Origin of the sequence: Bacteroides sp. B1-V-101, assembly GCF_023656585.1 — a bacterium.
GTDB classification, from domain to species: domain Bacteria; phylum Bacteroidota; class Bacteroidia; order Bacteroidales; family Bacteroidaceae; genus Bacteroides; species Bacteroides thetaiotaomicron.
The window spans coordinates 58,613-80,775 of sequence record NZ_JAMOKH010000029.1 but is presented as its reverse complement, the minus strand read 5'-3'; the positions used below and the strand labels follow the sequence as shown (position 1 = coordinate 80,775).

Annotated in this window: 12 protein-coding genes; 3 read left to right on the top strand and 9 right to left on the bottom strand. The window is 45.5% G+C overall.

What is annotated here, in order from left to right:
- Positions 1–147: 147 nt before the first annotated feature.
- The 7 genes from NBH01_RS18970 to NBH01_RS18940 form a co-directional block, all read right to left on the bottom strand.
- The gene (locus NBH01_RS18970; RefSeq protein WP_008767783.1) at positions 148–1,035 is read right to left on the bottom strand and encodes a carbohydrate kinase family protein; all 888 of its coding nucleotides are present in this window, start codon (positions 1,033–1,035) and stop codon (positions 148–150) included.
- Between the two features lie 34 nt (positions 1,036–1,069).
- Positions 1,070–2,239 carry a sugar MFS transporter gene (locus tag NBH01_RS18965; protein WP_008763289.1) on the bottom strand — a complete coding sequence of 390 codons (1,170 nt, stop codon included), beginning with the start codon at positions 2,237–2,239 and terminating at the stop codon, positions 1,070–1,072.
- Between the two features lie 279 nt (positions 2,240–2,518).
- On the bottom strand, positions 2,519–4,348 hold the full coding sequence (locus NBH01_RS18960; protein ID WP_130042271.1) for a glycoside hydrolase family 32 protein: 1,830 nt from the start codon (positions 4,346–4,348) through the stop codon (positions 2,519–2,521).
- Positions 4,349–4,477: 129 nt separating this feature from the next.
- Positions 4,478–6,046, bottom strand: a complete 1,569-nt coding sequence (locus tag NBH01_RS18955; RefSeq protein ID WP_195568021.1) for a glycoside hydrolase domain-containing protein — start codon at positions 6,044–6,046, stop codon at positions 4,478–4,480.
- A gap of 18 nt (positions 6,047–6,064) precedes the next feature.
- Positions 6,065–7,450 carry a DUF4960 domain-containing protein gene (locus NBH01_RS18950; RefSeq protein WP_055221406.1) on the bottom strand — a complete coding sequence of 462 codons (1,386 nt, stop codon included), beginning with the start codon at positions 7,448–7,450 and terminating at the stop codon, positions 6,065–6,067.
- 26 nt (positions 7,451–7,476) lie between these two features.
- Entirely contained in the window at positions 7,477–9,189 is a 1,713-nt protein-coding gene (locus NBH01_RS18945) for a RagB/SusD family nutrient uptake outer membrane protein (RefSeq protein ID WP_118417787.1), read from the bottom strand.
- 27 nt (positions 9,190–9,216) lie between these two features.
- On the bottom strand, positions 9,217–12,330 hold the full coding sequence (locus NBH01_RS18940; RefSeq protein WP_234141164.1) for a SusC/RagA family TonB-linked outer membrane protein: 3,114 nt from the start codon (positions 12,328–12,330) through the stop codon (positions 9,217–9,219).
- A 311-nt stretch (positions 12,331–12,641) separates the two neighbouring features.
- Between NBH01_RS18940 and NBH01_RS18935 the strand changes: the two genes are divergently transcribed.
- Positions 12,642–13,514, top strand: coding sequence for an aldose 1-epimerase family protein (locus NBH01_RS18935; RefSeq protein ID WP_022469961.1), 873 nt, complete (start codon positions 12,642–12,644; stop codon positions 13,512–13,514).
- A gap of 200 nt (positions 13,515–13,714) precedes the next feature.
- Here the strand turns inward: NBH01_RS18935 and NBH01_RS18930 are convergent, their stop codons facing one another.
- Both NBH01_RS18930 and NBH01_RS18925 read right to left on the bottom strand, forming a co-directional pair.
- Complete coding sequence (locus NBH01_RS18930) at positions 13,715–15,595, bottom strand: glycoside hydrolase family 32 protein (RefSeq protein WP_072067387.1); 1,881 nt, start codon at positions 15,593–15,595, stop codon at positions 13,715–13,717.
- Positions 15,596–16,072: 477 nt separating this feature from the next.
- Entirely contained in the window at positions 16,073–17,590 is a 1,518-nt protein-coding gene (locus NBH01_RS18925; RefSeq protein WP_250700223.1) for a TROVE domain-containing protein, read from the bottom strand.
- Positions 17,591–17,701: 111 nt separating this feature from the next.
- On the opposite strand from NBH01_RS18925, the gene NBH01_RS18920 reads away from it, so the two are divergent.
- Positions 17,702–18,724 (top strand): helix-turn-helix transcriptional regulator, encoded by a 1,023-nt coding sequence (locus NBH01_RS18920; RefSeq protein ID WP_225680635.1) that lies wholly within the window; start codon positions 17,702–17,704, stop codon positions 18,722–18,724.
- Positions 18,725–18,905: 181 nt separating this feature from the next.
- Positions 18,906–22,157 carry a glycoside hydrolase family 2 protein gene (locus NBH01_RS18915; RefSeq protein WP_225680633.1) on the top strand — a complete coding sequence of 1,084 codons (3,252 nt, stop codon included), beginning with the start codon at positions 18,906–18,908 and terminating at the stop codon, positions 22,155–22,157.
- Positions 22,158–22,163: the final 6 nt, after the last annotated feature.

Sequence of the window (22,163 nt, the reverse complement as noted above, 5' to 3'; positions counted from 1 at the left end):
GAAGTAGCTATACACTTCTGAAGAGTAGGTATGTCTATATACAAACTTACCCAAGGATACGTTAATGTTCGTAAACTTGGGTAAGATTTTATAGATATTGTTTGGAGAGGACTTAGAATTCACCTTCTTTTTGAATTTAAAGAGATTCTACAACAATCTGTCTTTCAGAATAACCGGAAGTTCGGGCATTGCACCGCTCTGCGTACAAACATAAGCGGAAACTTCGACAGCCAGCTTATGAGCTTCGGGAACAGACTTGCCATTCAGAATGGAAGCACAGAAAGCGGCAGTAAAGGAATCCCCCGCTCCTACCGTATCGGCTACCGGAACCTTCGGCGTTTCCTGAAAAGAAACGACTCCCGGAGTAAACACATAACTACCATTGATACCGCAAGTAAGAATCAACATTTTCAGATTGTACTTGGCCAACAGAATCCAGCACTTATCCTGTAAGTCGATGCCCGGATAACCGAACATACGGCTGATTGTCACCAGTTCTTCATCGTTTATCTTCAGAATGTTGCAGCGTTTGAAAGACTCGCGCAATACTTCTTTCGTGTAGAAGTCCTGACGGAGGTTGATGTCGAATATCTTCAGCTGTCCGTCTATATCGGGCATTGTATCGAGGAATCGGTTAATCGTAGCACGGCTCACTTCATTGCGTTGAGCCAACGAACCGAAACAAACGGCGCGCGTATTCAAAGCCAGCCGCTTCAGTTCGTCCGTGAAAGGAATGTTATCCCATGCCACTCCTTCTTTGATTTCGTAGCAAGGTACCCCTTCGTCATCCAGTGTCACCTGCACCGTACCGGTAGGATAATCCACCCGCTCAATCTGATTTTTGAGTTGCTTTTCTTTGAATACTTCCATGATTTCATCTCCCAGTTCGTCATTGCCCACCGCACTTACTACACGGCTGTCGAAACCAAACTGTGAAACATGATAAGCGAAATTAGCCGGAGCACCGCCTATCTTCTTTCCTTCGGGCAATACATCCCATAATGCTTCGCCCATTCCTACAATTATATTATTCATGATCTACAGATTTAATTGTTTTCCAAATATAAAATTATTTTTTGATACGGAAGGTATAGAACAGCAAGTAAAGTACACCGACTGTCATCACAGCAATCGCACCATTCTGCCCCATAGAAGTATCCGAAGCAACTCCCATAGCCAACGGGAAAACGGTTCCTCCGAAGAGTCCCATAATCATCAGACCGGAAACTTCGTTTTTCTTTCCCGGCAGATAAAGCAATGCCTGCGAGAAAATAACAGAGAACACATTCGAGTTACCAAAACCGATCAGAGCGATACAAGCGTAAATCACCGCCTTATCATGGAAGATGAACAACCCTACCATAGCAGCCAGCATCATAACAACACTGATACCGAAGAAAGATTTCGGAGACATCTGACGCAGGATGAATGATCCCAGAAAACAGCCTGCCGTACGGAAGATAAAATAGAGGCTGGTTGCAAAAGCAGCATCATCCAGTGTCATGCCGATGCGTTCCATCAGAATCTTAGGTGCAGTAGTGTTTGTACCGACGTCGATACCTACGTGACACATGATTCCGATAAAGCAAAGCAGGATAAACGGTTTGCCGAGCAATGCCAGGCACTGTCCGAAAGTGGAAGGTTTGCCTTCTTCCTTCTCTTCTTCAATCTGTGTCGCATTGAGCAACAGAATGGCAAGGATGGCTATTACCATATAAATAGGGAATAATACACGCCATCCCAGATCGAAAGAAGGAATCGCCTGCGTTGCCCCCCACATGGCAATGTACGGTGCAAGGAAAGAAGCGATCGCTTTCACGAATTGTCCGAAGGTGAGGCTGCTTGCCAGACGGTCACCACGAACGATGTTGGAAAGAAGCGGGTTCAGTGAAGTCTGCATCAGTGCGTTTCCAATACCTAACAGGGAAAAAGAAATCAGCATCAGTGCGTAACTGTCCCCGAAGACAGGCAACAGTAAAGAAGCAAAAGTCACGATCAAACTGAGTAACACGGTTTTCTTCTGACCGATACGGCTCATCAGCATACCTGTCGGTACGGAGAAAATCAGAAACCAGAAAAACACCAATGAAGGGAAGATGTTTGCTTGTGAGTCTGTCAGACCCAGGTCTGCTTTTACATAATTGGAGGCAATGCCCACCAGATCAACGAATCCCATGGCGAAGAAACAAAGCATCACCGGGACTAGCTTGGAGAGAGAAGCGTTTTTAGTATTTTCCATTGTTTTATCTATTATAATTTCGTATATTAGCACAGTAATTATTTTCCTTTCCTATTGATCCTTTTTCTTTTAGCCTCCTATTTTCTTTGCTTATCACGGCTGTGAACAGACCGTATCACAAGGGTGATAAGGCCTTATCACAGTAATGAACAGATCGTATCACGTAGGTGAAACGCTATCTATCTCCCATACATAAGGAGAACATAAAGGCATGTTAACGCACGGATAAAGGTATGTTAGCGTGTATCAAAAAGAGCGCAGGGAGAAGAAAGTCGTTTTTTATTTCTTTAGTTTGTAAACCACGAATGAATCTACTTTATAGGCGCCGCCTTTGCTGTAGAAGCTGATATGATTGTAAGGTTCCGAAGGGAATACCTGATTGGTCATAGCGAAGCGTCCACCGTCACCGAAAGCCTCTACACTTGATCTGTCTACAAACAGGCGGAGTTTCATTTCATCCTTATCCCCTATCGCAGTCCAAGTCAGCATCGGGAAGTTTTCGTTGAAACTTACCTCGCCACTCTTGCGACGGTCCATCGAGAATTTCTTCTCTTTCATGTCATACTGCATATCTACTTCTTCACCCTTGTCATTGTAGAGACGGAAACCGATGACTTCTGCCTGCTGATTCTTGAGGGATAATTCTATTTCGTAAGCACCTTCATTGTTCGGAATCAAATCTTTCACGATACGTGTTCCGTTAACCTTGAACGAGCGCTTTTTGGAAACGTCACGCAGTTTCAACAATTCGGGAGAAGGAGCGGATTGAAGATAAATCCCACCGTCGATGGCAAAGAGACTCAAATCACGAGGAACGGAGTTCGGACTACGATATTGAGAAGTTGGCACGTCATTTGCATATTGCCAGTTGCTCATCCATGCAATGGCGATACGGCGGTTGTCGGGGGCATCGCTCCAAGTAACTGTAGCATAATGGTCTTTTCCCCAGTCCATCCATTTCGTGACATTCGGCTGATTGTCACAACTAAATTTCTTGCCGTCGAAGCTACCGATAAAGTATTGAGTAGCGGAGTCACCGAAAGGACCGTCACCGAGGCTACAAAGCAATACCCATTTCTTTTCGTTGGTGCCCTCTACCGGAAGTTCGAATAAGTCGGGGCATTCCCATACGTTGCCATGAGCACCGTATCCTTCGCCGAAGCTACTTTCAAATGCCCAGTCTTTCAGATTGGGAGAAGAGAAAATCTGCATTTCCTGTCCCACTGCGAGCACCATGATCCAGCGTTTGGTTGCTTCGTACCAAAAGACTTTCGGATCGCGGAAGTCGCGTGCTTCGGATACAAGTACAGGGTTGTTTTCGTATTTGGTGAAAGTGCGTCCGTTGTCAGTGCTGTAAGCGATGCTTTGTACCTGACGGTCGCTGTTTTGTGTATAAATGGCGATGATTGCGCCTGCTCCGAAGCCGGCTGTATTGTTATGATCTACCACGGCAGAGCCGCTGAAGATAGTACCGAGCGCATCCGGTGCTATCGCAACGGGGCGGTGTTCCCAGTTTATGAGGTCTTTGCTGATAGCGTGTCCCCAGTTCATGTTTCCCCATTTGGAGCCATAAGGGTTGTACTGGTAAAAAAGATGGTATTCACCATCTTTATAGACCATTCCGTTCGGGTCGTTCATCCATCCGTAAAGGGGAGAGAAATGATAAGTCGGACGAAACTTTTCACGGTTGGTTGTATCGAAGGTGTCGGAGAGTTTCATTTCCTTACAGCAAGCGGTATTATCCGGCGAAAGGTTGACACGAATCGGGTCATTGGAGTTCATCTTAAACTTGAAAGAAACCGTTTTGCCGGGAAAGTCGGAAAGGTCTACCGGAACAAAGTAATCTACTTTATGTATGGCGAGACGCACGTCGAAGTTTTTCACCTCTTTATTATTAACGATCATGCTGATACGTACATCGGGAGACGCATCCTCTACGGGCAGAAGCAGGTACTTCTGAGAAGTATTGACACGTACAAGGCAATGACCTTCTCCCAGATTCTTAATCAGCAAAGGAGAATCCGCCGCTCGGGTTGAAACAGAAATAGTCATGAGAATAAAACAAATCAGAACGGTCTGAAGTTGTTTGACAGACAAAAATATATTCATGTTCTATGGTATTAAGGTTGTTATACTTTTGATAGTTGTTACAGTGCAAAGATAGGCGCTTCCAAGGTTAGCGCCTATCACTTTTGTTTCAAACGCTGTAAAAGATGTTACATGCCGGTATAGTTTTCATCAATAAGTGCTTACCTGAACGTCTGATACAGTTATTTCACCTTTATAACAGCAAAGTGACCACGGGTTCTTCTGCATCTGGTAGATGCGGTTGGTGAAAGATAACTGGTCGTTGATATAAGTCACACATACCGACTGATCACTGTAAATCGTCACACGATATTCATTATCTGCCGGAATATTGAATTTATTATCGAATAAGTATTTGGCGTCGTCACCGTCTTTCTCAAAATTCGCTTTGCCTTCATCGGCATTGACATGGATGCTATACCAGGAAGCAGAATCCGTTCCACGTACAAAAGAGATTCCGAAACGGTCCGTATTCGAAGCGGTCTTTACGGTGAAAGAAATCTTGTTATGTACTTTCAGACGGTTGAAGATGACGGAAGCACCTTCGCCTAAAGTATAGGTTTTACCGCTTTCGGTCACGTTACCATCTTTTGCCATTACTTTCACTTCTTGTGCGGAAGTGTATTTACGGTCGATTGCATCGGGTACTCCGAGGGTTAAAGTCCCGTCTTCGTGTTGAATCAAGCGTTGTGCTACCAGATTGCCTGCCCATTCGGGTTCTACATCACCTACATTTCCATTATCATTTCCGGCACGTGTGGGACACCAACCCCAAATGTAGCGGTTTGTTCCGTCGGAAGCGGTCTTTCCGGCATAGAATGCGCGGCTGTCCAGCATTCCTTCACGATTGTCCGGCCATATTCCGGCATCATTAGCGGTAGTTGCTTTCAAATCTTCCAGCGTTCTGCCTTTGAAATATTGTACTTTACGCATGAAGGAAGCCTGTTCCGAATAAATCAGATACCACCAGTCTCCCATCTTGAATACATCCGGACATTCGTAGAAACGATCCCACATCATGGTCATAAAGGTTCCGGCAGATTCCCACTCTTTCAGGTCGGCAGAGGTAAATTCGGCGATATGCCCTTTTCCGTTCTTGCGGGTAGCGATCAGCATGTGATACACACCGTCTTCGGTCTGGAACAGGAACGGGTCACGGAAGTCATTCTTGTCATAACCATACGTATCTCCTTTCAGGTAGAAGGTGCGGTTCTTGGTCCATGTCTTGAAATCGGGAGAAGTAGCTACCATCACTACCTGAGCATTCTGGTCGGAAGAAGGCTTGAACTTATTACCGGTGTAGAAGGTATAATACAGTTTGTCGGCAGGGTTATAGATCGTTCCTCCTGTGCCGATGGCAGCATCCTGTTCGTCACGCCCTCCGCAGGAAATCAGTTCGCCGAGAGATTCGTAAGTAGCACCGTCTTTGGTAGCCACCCCGAAAATGGGATGGTACGTAGCTTCGGAGTTCGGACGGTAATCTTGCAGGTACATCACTTTAAAGTCCTTGGCAACCGGATCATAGAATGGCATCGGGTCACCTACAAAGCCGACCTGTGGCTTATAGTACATCGAGAAGCCATGCTCATCACTCGATTGGAAGTATGTGGCTGTACCGTCCCAGTCTTTCTGAGTCAAGATGGGGTCAGTCTCGTCACTGCAAGCAGTCATCGAAGCTATCAGTGCGGTAAATGCTATAGGTAAGATCATATTTTTCATCATTGTTGCTTATTCTTTTTATTTACACAAGTAGTTGATTGCATTGAGAGTCATTTGCTCTACGTTGTAGTGATAGTAGTCGGCAGAAGCGTCTACTCCCTTGCCGTACCAATCATAGCAGCCGGAACCGATACAGAGCGTACGTCCGCTATTGGAACGCGGTTCAAATTCGGCAATGACTACCGCCCCGTCGCCTCCATGTGCCAAATCGATTCCTCCTGTCAGGTTACGCCATGCGTTCAGGTCGTCATAACCTCCCCAGTCTGTCCCGATATGCCACTGCGCTGTGCTATTGGTGATCGCATAGCCGGCATCACAGGTATAGACTGTCGACTTGTCTCCATCTTTCCATCTTAAATCCTGGAATAACGGATGTGATTCGCTACCAGTAATCAGGAAGCTCCACGGAGCAGAGGTGATTTCGGGCGAGTCTTCGTTTCCTCCCCAGCTATTGTTCGGTACACGCTCGTCTTTAGCGATGCCGAGATTGGCGATATAGAAAGTAGCGTAACGGGTCAGCAGCAGATTACCACCATTCTGATAGTAGACTTTAAACTTCTCCGCTGCCGCTTTCGCGTCATCCGGCAAAGGAGGATTGTCACCATTGTCTGCGTGGAAATGCCACCAGATAGCGGTATATTTACCTAAATCCACTTTTCCGTCCACTACATCCTTGAATGAGATATATTCGGACATCGATACATTATCCATCATCCATTGGGCAGCGGCTTTCTCTTCGGGACTCGTCAGAAGGCTGACGGAAGAAGCCGTACCGACAAAGGCAGTCGGAATCACATTTCCCTGAGTAACCGTTACCACATAAGGAGTTACTGCCGAACGGTAAGTTGCCGTGTAAGTAACGGGATTCGTAAAGTCCTGAATACTTCCGGATGCAGGAGTCACAGTAGCCCCGTCCGTTACGGTAAACGTACCTTTCAACTGAGTGATATCCACTGTCAGCGGAACGACTACGGAAATGGTTTTCGATAACTGGTCTACCTTTCCTACATAAGTATCATTCAATTTGAAGGTCAGTATCTTTGCCTCATCTCTCTTCACGGTAATCGTGTAGCTCATTTGTACATCGCCATTCTTCACCGTCAAAGATACAGGAAGAGAAAAGTCGATTGTCTCACCGACAGCGATGCTAGCCTTGGCTCCTTCGGAAAGATTCATTTCTGTGACCACCATGCGGGTAATATCGTAATCGTAGGGCACTCCTACTACGATTGCCTTATTCTGATAGTCGACAGTTCCTGCGTATTCATCCAGCCGGATGGAATTCACCCAAACATCTCCGTTCAGACGAAGACCGGATTTGAAGTCATCACTACATCCTGTGACTGTAAGGCATGCCACAGTCACCAACAGGATAGTATAGAGTTGTTTTATGATTGATTTCATTGTATTCTTTGTTTTAGGATGGTTGGTTACCAACCGAAATTCTGTGTATAATTTCCGTTGCTTGCGCTGATCTGTTCAAATGGAACAGGAAGATATTCGTTCTTATTTTCCGTGAAGCCCGCATTCTTGTAAACAGAGCAACGGGATGCTTCCGTCACGTAATAAGCATTGATGACGTCTTTGGCTTCTCCCCATCTTACAAGGTCAAAGAAACGTGAGCTTTCCATACCGAACTCTACGCGGCGTTCCCATTTCAGCATTTTCATGGCTTCATCCTGAGCGTAGGCTTTCAGTTCGTAAGGAGTCACTTTGAAGTTCACTCCGTAGTCTTCTTTATAATTAAAGATCAGCATGGTGCTTCCGGCAGCACGGCTACGTACCTCATTGATTAATGAGATGGCATCGGTGATACGTCCGTCGTTCAACTGAATCAGAGCTTCGGCACGCATCAACAATACGTCTGCATAACGGATCACAATGTGATTCAGAGAACTGGCCCAATAAGAACCTTTCTTCAGACAGTCACAATCGGGATCTACATTTTCTTTGAGAGAAACATAATATCCGTAAAGTCCCTTGCTGCGGCTCCAGTCATCATTCTTCTGGATGATGTAACCTTCGTTGTACTTATAAGGAAAGCCCGGCATACCCACCGTATGGAACAGACGGGGATCGACATTGTCCGTAGCCACTTCGTAATTCTCATTGTCGTAGGTACTGAACAAGGGCTTTCCCTGCGAATCGGTTTTGAAAGCATTCACTAGATTCTGGCTCGGCTTATGGAAGTCGCAGCAGCCCAGTATCTGCGGAGTAGTCAGTCCCATTCCCCAATTCAGGTTACCGTTATAAGTACCGTCGTTGATGGAATACTGAATGGCCCATACAGACTCTGCACCGTTTTCGTATTGCGGCAGGAAGTTCATACTGTAGTCCGTTTCCAGTCCGTAACCGCCTTTAGCCATGATCAGGGGATCGGTGTATTTCACGACCTGTTTCAGGTCTTCTTCGTTGATTCCGGTAAGGGCATTATCGGCTCCGTCCTGGCGGTAAGCTTTATACAGGTAAGTTTTTGCAAGGTAAGCAGCAGCGGCTGCCTGTGCAGGGCGTCCTTTTTCTATTTGTACTTCCGGCAGGTTGTCGTAGGCAAACTGGAAGTCGTCTGCTATCTTTTGCCATTGCTCGTCATTGGTATAAGTGGTATTCGACAGTTCATTGTAAGCATCCGGTTCCATGTTTTCATCGTTTACAATAACGATCTTCTTGAACAGCTGTTTCAACATGAAGTGAGCGTGTCCGCGCAGGAATCTCATTTCGGCAATGCGCTGGTTCTTCAACGGATAGGTCTTTTCATCCATTTGGTCGAGTGATTGCAGAGCTGTGTTGGCACGGGTGATGCATTGATACAGTCTTTTCCATATATCATTGATATTCCAGTCGGTGGTATTGATACCTTTGGATATTTCCAGTGCGTTGAACACACCGCCGTCTTCTGTTCCCGAACCGCCTTTATAGCAATCGTCGGAACGTACATCATAATTCCAGAGAGAGAAGGAAGAGTTGATATCATCACCTGTCGCCCAGATGGCGTAGGCAGAAATCACCAGATTATCTACATATTCGGGAGAAGCGATCTGATCGCCGGTCACAATACCCTGAGGAACCTGACGGTCCAAAAAATCGTCACAACTGGTTGTCAGCAAGGTAATTCCGATTGTTGCTATATATATTATCTTTTTCATGATCATTCGTTTTATTGATGAAGTAAGTTAAAATCCGATGTTAAGTCCGAACGTGATATTCACAGGGATCGGATAAGAAAAGTTCGGGTTCTCCGGATCTTCTCCGGTAAAATTCTTGCTCTTGATGGTCAGCAGATTCTGTGCACTGCAATAGAAACGTAAGCGGTCCATTCTCATTTTTTTGGAGACAACAGCGGGAACGGTGTATCCTAACTGGATATTGCGCAGTTTCAGGAAAGAACCGTTTTCTACGAAGTAAGTAGAGACACGCTGTTCATTGTTCGTATCACTGCGGGTCAATGCCGGAATATCAGAGTTTGGGTTCGTAGGTGACCAGGCATTAAGCAAACGGGTTCCCTTATTCAGGAAGCCGACATTGGAAGCACTCCAAAAATCGCTTTTCTTCTTCACGTCACTGATTATATCCACTCCCTGAATGCCTTGCCAGAACATTGTCAGATCGAAGTTCTTATATTCCAGATAAATATTCAATCCGTAGCTGAAAGAGGGAGTAGGATCATAAATCCAGTTCTGATCTCTTTCGTCAATCACACCGTTATGGTCAATATCACGGTAACGGATACGGCCGACAGCAGCGCCTTCTTGAGTAGCATGGTTGTCTACTTCATCCTGCGACTTAAAAATGCCATCAGCAATGTAACCGACTTGTGCGCCGTAAGTATGTCCGACTACACTCTTCACACCATTACCACCAAACTTGCCGTTGGCAGCTACCGTTTCCGGCAATTCAAGAATTTCATTCCGATAAGTGGATATGTTTCCGTTCAGGTCGTAAGTCAGTCCAAAGGCAGTCTTGTTACGATAACCCAGATTAAATTCAAAACCCTGGTTTTTCATTGCACCCGAATTTATCCAACGGCTGCCGCCTTCTCCCAGCACTCCTACTCCTGCCATTTCAGTCAGGATATCTGTTGTTTTCTTGTAGTAGTATTCCAGTGAACCGTACAGTGATTGCTTGAACAGGCTGAAGTCGATACCGACATTGGTCTGTGTCGTTGTTTCCCATTTGATATTGTCGTTACCGATCTGGTTGCGTTTGAAACCGGAAGGAAGTACACCGCCACCGTTAGAACCTGTGATATCGTATGCCGTACCGTAGCTCTGTCCGCCGAAAGAATCGGTTGTACCATAGTTAGGTGCATAGATAGTATAACGGGCAAGGTTGGAGATTTCCTGATTACCGGTCTGTCCCCACGAAACACGCAATTTCAGATCATCAAGCCAGGTCAGTTCTTTCATGAAGTTCTCCTGTGTGATGCGCCATCCCAAAGATACGGAAGGGAAAGTGGCATAACGGTGGTTTTTACCGAACCGGGAAGAACCGTCCCGACGGAGAGTTAACGAAAGCAGATATCTATCGGCATAAGAATAGTTCATTTTGCCAAAGAAAGAGACGAGTGAATACCCCTCACCGGCACCGTATGCCTGTGCCGTGCCACTACCTGCATCAGGCCACATATAGTCGGGGGTAAGGATAGAGAAGTCTTCTTTGTATCCGGAGAAATGGCTGTCGTCTTCACGGTTCAACTCCATACCTACCATTACATCTCCACGATGTTTGCCTACTTCCAGTTGGTAGGTAGCAATGGCGTTCCACATCCATTTCGTCCAGTGTTCCTGCTTGGCTTCCACTGCGCTCTTGCCATTATTTGTCTGCGTTCCTTCCTGATAAGGATAAGTGAAGTAACGTGCCTGCTTGTTGGCATAGTCCAGACCGAAAGTGGAACGTAGATTGAATCCCTTGAAAGGAGTCAGATTGACATAGGCATCACCGAACATACGCCAGTAAGTGTATCGGTTGTCTTTATTGTATTCAAGTACGGCACGAGGGTTACGACGGTCGGGCCATCCGCCTACCGGTCCGCCCCATGAACCATCCGAAGCATATACGGGAATAGCGGAAGGAATGTCCAGTGCGGTTTCAATAATTCCACCCGGAGCCTGCACTTCCGACGTGCGATTTAATGTAAAATGCTGACCGATGGTCAGGATATCATCAATCAACTTATAATCGCTGTTCATACGAGCCGAGAAACGGTCGAAGTCCGTGTCTTTGATAACACCCAGATTCTTGTAATATCCCAGAGAAAAGAAAGAAGAACCTTTCTCCGAACCGTTGCTGACGGAAAGATTGTATTGCTGAATAACACCAGTACGAGTGATCTCGTCAAACCAGTCTGTGTCCGCCACAGGCATTGTATTCTTTGAATCCAGGTATTTGGAAAGAGTCATTCCGTATAATACCGGATTGCCGTCGGCATTATATCCCCAATTGTAAGCATATCCCAAAGCATTACCGTTCGGATTTTCACCGTCGTTCACGTAGGCTTGCCACATAGCTCGTCCGTATTGCTCAGTGTTCAGTACGTTCATTTTACTCTGATACATGGAGGCGGAAACAGAAGCGTCGAAATTGATTTTGATCTGTCCTTTCTTTCCTTGTTTGGTAGTAATGATGATCACGCCGTTCGCTGCACGCGAACCGTAGATAGAAGCGGATGCGGCATCTTTCAAAACCTGAATGGATTCAATATCATTACCATTCAGTTCGTGCATACCGGCTTTGGTAGGAACACCGTCGATTATATAAAGCGGGTCGTTATTGTTCAGCGTACCGATACCGCGGATACGTACGGTAGCCGATCCACTCGGATTACCATCAGCGGTGATGTTCATTCCGGGGACACGTCCCTGAAGGGCTTTCACCGGATTGTTTTCACCTTGCTTCTGGATTTCGTCTACTTTTACTACAGAAACAGCACCTGTCAGGTCGGCTTTACGCTGTGTAGTATAACCTGTTACGACAACTTCATCTACCATCTGGGTATCTTCTTCCAGTAGTACATTAACGATAGCAGCCGCTTTTACGGTCACCGGTTTATAACCAATATACGTAATCTTTAAAGTAGAGTTGACCGGAACTGAAAGAGTGAAATTACCATCGAAGTCTGTAATTGTTCCGTTGGTTGTAGCTGTAGTTTCAACGACAGAAGCACCGATAATCGGTTGCCCATCCGTTTTAGAAGTAACGTTTCCCTTCACCGTTATGTTTTGCCCCCACAGGGCCGACATGAAAGCAAACAGGAAACAAACGCTGCAAAGAAGTTTTTTGTTCTTCATGATACCAGGCATTAGTTTAATGTTATTAATTTAAAAGTACGAATTTTCTCTTTTCGATGATGCAAATTACGGTTGATTTAAGTCAACCGACTGAAAAAAATGTTTCAAATGCTGTAAGATATGTTGCATAGAACGCTATTTTATAGGGTTTTATAAGAATAATTCTCCATCATAAGAAAGTCGGGATTATATTCTCTCTCAATCATAGAAAATACTACCTTTGTATAGTAATTTAAGTCCTTGTAAAAAGGGATATTATTCATATAATAAGCATATAATCACTCAAAGTAACCAACAGAAAACTGAATGATATGAAAACAATCTCCAACGAACAACTTACTATTCAGGTATCTCCGCATGGAGCCGAACTTTGCAGTATCTTCGCCAATGGGAAAGAGTATCTGTGGCAAGCCGACCCTGCTTTTTGGAAACGCCACTCTCCTGTACTTTTCCCGATTGTAGGAAGTGTGTGGGAAAACCAGTATCGTAATGAAGGTATCGCTTATACATTGAGTCAACACGGCTTTGCCCGCGATATGGAATTTACTCTTGTTTCAGAGAAAGAAGACGAAGTACGATACCGCCTTGTCAGTAATGAAGAGACATTATGGAAATTTCCTTTCCCGTTTTGTCTGGAAATAGGTTATCGTATTCAGGGTAAGCAGATCGAGGTTATATGGGAAGTTAAGAATACCGGAGAAAAAGAAATGTATTTTCAAATCGGTGCGCATCCTGCATTCTATTGGCCGGATTTTAATGCAGATACACAGAATCGTGGTTTCTTCGGTTTTGACAAGGAAGAAGGATTGAAGTATATCCTCATTTCAGAAAAAGGATGTGCAGATCCTTCCACTGAATATTCTCTGGAACTTACAGACGGGTTATTGCCATTGGATACACATACTTTCGATAAAGATGCTTTGATAATAGAGAATGAGCAAATCCATAAAGTGACCCTTTATACCAAGGAAAAGAAAGCTTATTTAAGCCTGCACTTTCATGCTCCCGTAGTCGGTCTATGGTCTCCGCCTGCAAAGAATGCCCCTTTTGTCTGCATCGAACCGTGGTACGGTCGCTGCGACCGCGCACATTACACAGGCGAATACAAAGACAAAGGCTGGATGCAACACCTGCAACCGAAAGAAACTTTCAAAGGAGGGTATACGATTGAGATCAATGAATAAGTAATGACAACCTATTCTGCGAATAGATTAAACACAGAACAGCTGCCGAACCTCACGGACGGCAGCTGTCAAACACCTAATCTACAAAACCTAACTTAAAAACTAACTCATAAATCTAATCTATGAAATACAGATGATACAAGTGATAAACACTTGATTATATTCTTGATAAATACCTACTGAAAAACAAATCTATCCTTTTATAAACCTAACCTATGCACACTGAATGAATCGACTGCGAATGTACCGCCCTTACTGTAAAAACACATACGATTGTACGGCTCTGTAGGGAAAATCAGATTAGTCATCGCTATCTTCCCACCATCCAGAAATATTTCTACCGAACACTTATCAACAAAGACATCCAGTTTGTATTCATCTTCCTTTTTGATAGGCGCCCATGTAGCCAATGCGAAATCATCTATATAATTGATAGAAATCGTCTTCCGTCGATCGTGCGCCTCGATCTCGTGCGGAGAGCTGTTTTTCCCGAAATCTACGATGCCGCTTTTCGTACGGTCCATCACCAGTTTCTTTTCCGGAAGATTAAGATAAATATCCACCTTCTCTCCCTTGTCATTGAAAAGACTGAATCCCATAATTTCCGCCTTTCCAGTTTTGATGTTCAGAGAAAGCTCATAAGCTCCTTCATTATCAGTCAATAAAGATTCGATGTGATAATCCTTGTCTACCGTAAAAGACGGAATATCCTTGCTTTCTTTTCGTAAGTTCTTAGTTTCCGCTACCGGTGCGGCGGAAAGATAAATATCATTGTCCTGTGTATAGAGTCCCAATTCACGGGGCAGTGCATTGGCACTACGGAACTGCCGGGTCGGAACGATATTGCAATACTGCCAGTTGCTCATCCAAGGCACTGCCACCACACGGTTTCCCGTATTTGAGAAACAGACGGTAGCATAGTGATCTTTTCCCCAGTCCAGCCATTTCGTGACATTCGGCTGATTGTCACAAATAAATTTTGTACCGTCAAAGTCACCGATAAAATATTGAGTAGCACTCCCTCCGAAGTAACATCCCGGATTTACATTGACAATCAATGCCCATTTCTTATGGTTGATATCGCCGTCTACAGGAAGTTCCACCATATCCGGACATTCAAACTGACAGGGTTGCACACCGTATCCTTCGCCAAAACTACTCAGGTAGTTCCAGTCCTTCAGATTATGGGAGTCATAGAAACGCATTTCCTTATCGGCAGAGACAATCATCACCCATTTACTCTCCGGTGCATACCAGAAGACTTTTGGGTCACGGAAATCTTTCAGACCATCGGAAGGACGCAGGACAGGATTCTTTTCGTATTTAGTAAATGTCCGTCCGTTGTCTTTGCTATAAGCCAAACACTGAATCTGTCCGTTCTTATCGCTGGCAGAAGTATAGTAAGCGAGGATGGAACCTGCTCCGTAGCCCGCCACATCCTCCTGATCGACAATAGAACTGCCGGAAAAGATATGCCCTAATGTATCACGGGCAATGGCAGGCGCCAGATGTTCCCAATGCATCAGGTCCTTGCTGACTGAATGTCCCCAATGCATATTTCCCCATTTGGAGCCATAAGGGTTATGCTGATAATACAAATGATACTCTCCATCTTTATATACCAATCCGTTTGCATCATTCATCCAGCCATAAAGGGGAGTATGATGGTAGACAGGACGGAATTTATCCGTATTGGCAGTATCAAACGTATCGGATAATCTGATTTCTTCCCAGCAGAGGGCGTCTTTCGATTTCCTTTGAATGCGCAAAGTGGCTGCCTTTGTATCAGCCGGCAAGGCAAAGGGAACAAAATAATCGACCTTTGTCTGTGCCAGACGGATATCCATATCGGTATCCGTTGCATTCCCCGTATCGAGCCGCACCTGACTTTCATCGGCTTCTTCCTCGATGGGGAGTAATATATAATGGGTAGGATGAACGATGTGGACAATTGTCAGGCTATCACCTTTCTGTTCAAGGGTGAATGTGCTTCCGGTTGACTGGCAACAGGTCAGTCCAAAGGAAACAGCCAGTGCGAGTGTGGCACCTTTACATTGTTTTATCCAAGAAGTTGTTTTCATGGTAACAGGATATTCAGAGTTATACGAGTGTTAGTCAAAAATAGACGAAGGCAAAGATAGGGGCTATCTTCACCTTCGTCTATAAACTTTGTTTCAAAGAGTAACACTTTTGATACATCATTGAAAAAAGGGAGCTACAGGCATATAGAAAAGCAGAAGTAACAGGCGAAAAGAGAAATAGGGCACGTCAATGCCGGAGTCGAACCGGATAGTCTTGCTGATTTTACAACTTCACTATTCCTCCCCTAAAATGAGACGAAGTAACTCTTCTCTACGACATTCTGCTTATGTCAAAGTAAAAACAAGGTAACAAACGAAAAGAGACTATAACCTGCTCTATCCAACTGAGCTATGCTTTTCCTCAAAGAATAAGGAGAGCAGCGGGAGTCGAACCCGCGACCTATGGTCGTCCCAAACGAAGTAACTCTTCTCTACGACACTTGTTTTTTCCGTAAACCGGAATCCTGAGAACTCCGGTTATATCACTATCTTTTTTATCTCCTGCAACGCATCATTTCCTTTGTCGATTGCAGACAAAATATCAAATATCTTATCCGACCATCCCGCTATCAGAAATACATCGTCACGAGTGATATCCAGCGGAGTGTTGCCATATCCGCTTAAGTCAAACAGATACAACTTGGCTGCCGGACAAATTTTCTTGTACTTCCTCCACAAATCCGTTATCTGCAAATCACTATGGCTATTCCACAACTGACAGTCGGTGAACATCATTATCTTATCCATCTGCGCCTTCCGGTCTATCAGGTCTTTGATAACCAAATATCCGTTTGTAGAGTATCCCACTTCACCTTCCCTTTTATAGAAAGCATCGACATTGGACAAGATACCCGTATCGGGCAGATTGATAATCTTCCATCTATCGCCAAAGATACCCGTCATCACCTGCTTGCAACGTGACTTCAACAACATTCCCAGCAGCAAACCGATGTCATAGTACAATACTTTACTCTTTGCCGAAACCGGACACTGCATGGAACCGGATATGTCACAGGCTATCAGCACACGGGTAGATTCATCAAATCCGGTAATATTGCGGGCAGACACCTGCACGGCACGTTCCAAAGCCGTCATCAACATCGTAGCATAGAGCGAAGGAGTCTTCGACAACTCACGGTAAGCAGCCAAAAAGCGGAAAGGCAACTGCCTGGAGTTTTCAACCGCCTTTTCGGAAGACAGCCTCTTCCCTACTGTCAGAATATGGTCTGCAGAAACTTCCGCTTCCAGTATATTCCTCAGATTGCGCAGCAAAGCCATGTATCCTAGTTTACCACTGTCTATCAATTCTTCCCATTTGGCACGGAAAGCTTTTCGCCGTTCTTCTTCCGTAGCAAAGGTACACTGACCTAAAGCTGACAATTCTGTCTCCCAAGTATAGGGAACCGGAAGATTATCATTGACTATTCCATTGAAAATTTCCTGTTGCCGTTCATCTTTCGCTTTCGGGTGCACAAGAAACAAGGCATCTTTCAGACAAACTTCTGCCGAACGGTTATATTTGGCAAACTGGTACGCATCGAATGTATTGAATGCATCCTGTAGCCCTGCCTGCAACTGTTTGGAAAGACGGTTCAGTTTCTTTGTCCCCGTCCGCCGGTTTGCCTGCTGATAACAGGCCAGCAGTTCGGTGATTTCATCGGCACGCCGAACGGTACGGGCAGTTACCCGCTTCACCAGATTGTCGCCCTGATGGATACGCGCCAGTTCTACCGCCATCACCAAAGGGATGGAACGCAGGTTCATCGTTTCCCTTGCGTACGCCGCCAGTTGCGCCACAAACAAAGGGTTACATTTTCCGATGAGCGTACGGACCCTTTCTATTCTCTCTTCCGCCTGCTCATAGAAACTGTTGTTCAATGAAGTAGTTACCACGGATGTGTACAATTCCCATTCGGGTGTCAGCCGGTAAGCCGGTGCCGATTCTTTGTTCAGCACTTTATTCATTCCTTTATTTATCCAGTTAAACTTCATCATTTATACTCTTTATTTGTTTTCTTTTGCAAAGATACGGGGGTGGGTGCGCAGCCTTTTTGCGTACTTCAAATTATTTTTCTACTTTTGGAGAAAATCTTTATACTTCCGCCTATGCCGGTCAATAGAAATGCCTTGATTCGTTATAAAACGATTGATAACTGTCTGCGTAATCCTTATCGTCGCTGGACACTGGAAGACTTGGTAGATGCCTGCTCGGCTGCCCTTTACGAATATGAAGGAATCGACAAGGGAATCAGCAAACGTGCCGTACAAATGGATATACAGATGATGCGCAGCGAGAAGCTTGGTTATAACGCACCGATTGTGGTATACGAAAACAAGTATTACAAGTACGAAGACCCGGAATACAGCATCACACAGACCCCGCTGAACGAACAGGACCTGAAAACGATGTCGGAAGCCGTGGAAGTTCTGCGGCAGTTCAAGGGTTTCTCCTACTTCACGGAGATGAGTGAGATTGTGAACCGGCTGGAAGATCACGTAGCCTCCGCCCGAATGAAGACGACTCCGGTCATCGACTTCGAAAAGAACGAATCTCTGAAAGGGCTGGATTATCTGGATACCATTTACCATGCCATCGTCAACGAACATCCCCTGCAACTTAAATACCGTTCGTTCAAGGCCCGTTCGGCAAACAGCTTCACCTTCTATCCTTATCTATTAAAGGAATATCGCAACCGTTGGTTCGTATTTGGAATCAGAAAAAGCGGACGGATATTGCAGAATCTGGCTCTGGACAGAATCCATTCGTTAGAGGTATTATTACGGGAACCCTTTATAAAGAATACATTCTTCGACCCGAACACATTCTTTGACGACTTGGTAGGGGTGACCAAAAACTCCGGAAGCAAAGCCGAGAAGGTCGGTTTTAAAGTAGCTGCCGCCGAAGTTCCCTACATCCTGACCAAACCGATACACCACAGCCAACGAACCATAGAAACAATGGTAGACGGAAGTGTGATTCTTGAAATAGAGGTAGTCATCAACCATGAACTGGAACGGGTATTCTTCGGATATGCCAACGGAATACAAGTTCTTTACCCGCAGACACTGGTGGAGCTAATAGAAAAGAAATTAAGGAGGGCGGTAGAACAATACGAAAAGCCCAAGTGAGTTACATTCGGATAAAAAGCAAGTAACCGGACCATTTTCATCCTTTCCGGAGAGAAAAAAACATTTTATGGTACAATTAATTCCATTTTAATGAAGAATTAATTTGCTTTATCCTCTCTTTTTAATGGTTCGACCTTTACTTTGCCCTTGATAATACCGGAAAACTCATTAAATTATGAATATGAAGAGAAGTTTAATTTTACTATGCGGTCTGCTGACCGGCTTTACCTTGCAATCTACAAAGGTAAACGCGCAGACACAAACAGTGGCTAATGATCAGAAACTGGTCTATCCCTACACCTTTGCCCCCAGCGAAGGTCTGGTGAACCAAACAGAAAAGGAACATCGACAAGAGATTTGCATCAACGGTTATTGGGATTTCCAGCCTGTCCGCTTGCCGAAAGAATACGTTCAGGGAAAAGGACTCGCTCCCGAACTACCATTGCCGGAAAACGACAGCGAATGGAGCAAGACACGTATCAAAATCCCTTCACCGTGGAATATCAATGCTTTTGCTTACCGTGACCTGGAAGGTCCCGACCACCGCAACTACCCTTCATACCCTAAAGAATGGGAACAAGTGAAAATGGCATGGATGAAGAAGAATGTCACCATCCCTGCCGACTGGTCGGGGCAGCAAATCAAACTTCACTTTGAGGCCGTAGCCGGATATTCCGAAGTCTACGTAAATAAAGAAAAGGTAGGCGAAAACTTCGACTTGTTCTTACCGTTCAGCTTTGACATCACCGATAAAGTGACTGCCGGCGAAAACATAGAGATACTGGTAGGCGTACGAAGCCAGTCGCTATTCGAAAACAATGCGACCATCGGACGCCGCATTGTTCCGGGCGGCTCGATGTGGGGATATCAGATCAACGGTATCTGGCAGGATGTATATCTGTTGGCTTTGCCGAAAATCCATCTGGAAGACGTATACGTAAAACCGCTGGTATCAAAGAATACACTGGAAATAGAAGTAACTCTTCAGAACCGGACAGAGAAGAAGACTGACGTACAACTGCAAGGTAATATCCGCGAATGGGTGAACTGCGCAGGCACGGACGTCAACTCCGCTCCCGTTCCGAACTGGACGCTTGGTAACGAAGCATTGAAAGTCGCTCCTACGAAAGTGTCTCTGCCAGCCAAGGCTTCACAGAAAGTGACCTTGCAAGTACCTGTCGGCAAGGATATATTAAAATACTGGACTCCGGAGCATCCCAACCTGTATGCCCTGTTGCTTTCCGTCAACAACCAGAAACAGACTGTTGACACCAAATACGAACGTTTCGGCTGGCGTGAATGGACATTGCAAGGTACTACACAATACCTGAACGGCGAACCTTACGCATTACATGGTGACTCCTGGCATTTTATGGGTATCCCGCAGATGACCCGCCGTTATGCGTGGGCCTGGTTCACCGCCATTAAAGGGATGAATGCCAACGCAGTCCGTCCGCACGCGCAAGTCTATCCCCGCTTCTACCTCGACATGGCCGATGAAATGGGTATCTGCGTGCTGAATGAAACAGCCAACTGGGCCAGCGACGGTGGTCCGAAACTGGACTCCGACCTCTTTTGGGAAGCATCCAAAGAACACCTGAAACGTTTTGTCCTGCGCGACAGAAATCACGCGTCCGTTTTCGGCTGGAGTATCAGCAACGAAAACAAACCCGTTATCCTGCACGTTTACAATCGCCCCGAACTGATGCCGGTACAAAAGAAGGCATGGGAAGAATGGCGTGACATTGTACATCAGTACGACCCTACCCGCCCGTGGATTTCAGCAGACGGAGAAGATGACGGTGACGGTATATTGCCCGTAACCGTAGGACACTACGGAGACATCAACTCCATGAAACGCTGGATTGAAATCGGAAAACCTTGGGGAATCGGCGAACACAGTATGGCTTATTACGGCACCCCGGAACAGGTTGCCAAATATAACGGAGAACGTGCTTACGAATCACAGGAAGGCCGTATGGAAGGATTGGCTAACGAATGTTACAACCTCATCGTCAACCAAAGACAGATGGGAGCCTCTTACAGCACAGTCTTCAATATGGCATGGTATGCCTTGAAACCGCTTCCACTCGGCAAGAAAGACAAAAGCAAAGCTCCCACCGTTGAGGCTGACGGAGTCTTCTTCGGTAATTACAAAGAAGGAGTTCCGGGCGTACAGCCCGAACGTATAGGCCCTTATTGCACGACGTTCAACCCCGGTTATGACCCGACCTTGCCGCTCTATCAGGAATGGCCGATGTACAGTGCCTTACGCGCAGCCAATGCTCCGGGCAAACCGGCCTGGTCTCCTTATGCTGTAATCGACAAACAACAGTACGACCATCGCAAAGCAACAACTCCTTCCAAAAAGTATAAGGAAGTCATCTTTATCGGTAGTCAGAACAGTAAATTAAAGCAGCTGATGGATGCGCAAGGAGTCATATTCTCCAAGAAGACAAACACTCCTTCCCTGTTGCTTCATATCGTAGACGGTAGCCAAAAGTTGGATGCTTCTACCAAGGATGAGATACAAAAGCAAATCGCCAAAGGAGCGGATGTATGGATATGGGGACTCACACCGGAAACGGTAGCCGCATACAATGAAATTCTTCCGCTTCCGGTGTCCTTAGATAATCTGCAGCGTTCTTCTTTCCTGCCCGTACAAAAGTCATGGATGCACGGACTCAATAATTCCGACTTCTACTTCTGTGAACTTCAGAAGCCCAACGCTTCCAGCTACTCGCTGAAAGGAGCTTTCGTAGAAGAAGGCGACGTCTTGCTGAACGCCTGTAAGACCGACTGGAGAAAGTGGAACAAACGCCCGGAAGAGATCAAGACTGCCGGAACGATCCGCAGTGAATACGAATGTACAGCCGCCACTCCTGTATTTGTAAAATGCCAGCAGAATGCTTCCACTTTCTATCTGAACACATTAACCGAATTTGCCAACTCAGAGAAGGGATTCAACACTTTGAGCGCTATTCTGAAGAATGCCGGAATAGCCTTCCAAAAGCCGGAAGTCAATATCGACGAGGTCTTCTTCCTGCGCGACGAACAGATCAACTTCCCCGTAGCCACCAAAGAGAAACTGGTGAAGGACAGCGACGGTGAATGGACACTGGAACTTTATGTATTCAGTCCACGCCCTTTGGACGACCTGTTGATAGAACCGAACATGCCGAAACTATCCCTCTTTGTGAAAGCAAAGAAACGTGCGCTGCTCATCAACGACAAACCTTATACGGCTGTATCCCACGACGGACGCAACGAAATCATCTACAAAGAATTGCCCTTGCTGCAAGGATGGAATAAACTGGTGATCAAACTAGGAGCCGGAGACCGGAACGACTTCACCGGTTATTTCAAATGTGATAACAAGAAAGATTTCCTTCCGCTGTTGAAAGCAGCTTTCGTGAATCCGGAAACCAAATAATAGTAA

Bases quoted from the DNA above. Each gene is read 5' to 3' on its own strand.
- NBH01_RS18970 (WP_008767783.1), bottom strand. From the start codon at position 1,035: ATGAATAATATAATTGTAGGAATGGGCGAAGCATTATGGGATGTATTG.
- NBH01_RS18965 (WP_008763289.1), bottom strand. From the start codon at position 2,239: ATGGAAAATACTAAAAACGCTTCTCTCTCCAAGCTAGTCCCGGTGATG.
- NBH01_RS18960 (WP_130042271.1), bottom strand. From the start codon at position 4,348: ATGAATATATTTTTGTCTGTCAAACAACTTCAGACCGTTCTGATTTGT.
- NBH01_RS18955 (WP_195568021.1), bottom strand. From the start codon at position 6,046: ATGAAAAATATGATCTTACCTATAGCATTTACCGCACTGATAGCTTCG.
- NBH01_RS18950 (WP_055221406.1), bottom strand. From the start codon at position 7,450: ATGAAATCAATCATAAAACAACTCTATACTATCCTGTTGGTGACTGTG.
- NBH01_RS18945 (WP_118417787.1), bottom strand. From the start codon at position 9,189: ATGAAAAAGATAATATATATAGCAACAATCGGAATTACCTTGCTGACA.
- NBH01_RS18940 (WP_234141164.1), bottom strand. From the start codon at position 12,330: ATGAAGAACAAAAAACTTCTTTGCAGCGTTTGTTTCCTGTTTGCTTTC.
- NBH01_RS18935 (WP_022469961.1), top strand. From the start codon at position 12,642: ATGAAAACAATCTCCAACGAACAACTTACTATTCAGGTATCTCCGCAT.
- NBH01_RS18930 (WP_072067387.1), bottom strand. From the start codon at position 15,595: ATGAAAACAACTTCTTGGATAAAACAATGTAAAGGTGCCACACTCGCA.
- NBH01_RS18925 (WP_250700223.1), bottom strand. From the start codon at position 17,590: ATGATGAAGTTTAACTGGATAAATAAAGGAATGAATAAAGTGCTGAAC.
- NBH01_RS18920 (WP_225680635.1), top strand. From the start codon at position 17,702: ATGCCGGTCAATAGAAATGCCTTGATTCGTTATAAAACGATTGATAAC.
- NBH01_RS18915 (WP_225680633.1), top strand. From the start codon at position 18,906: ATGAAGAGAAGTTTAATTTTACTATGCGGTCTGCTGACCGGCTTTACC.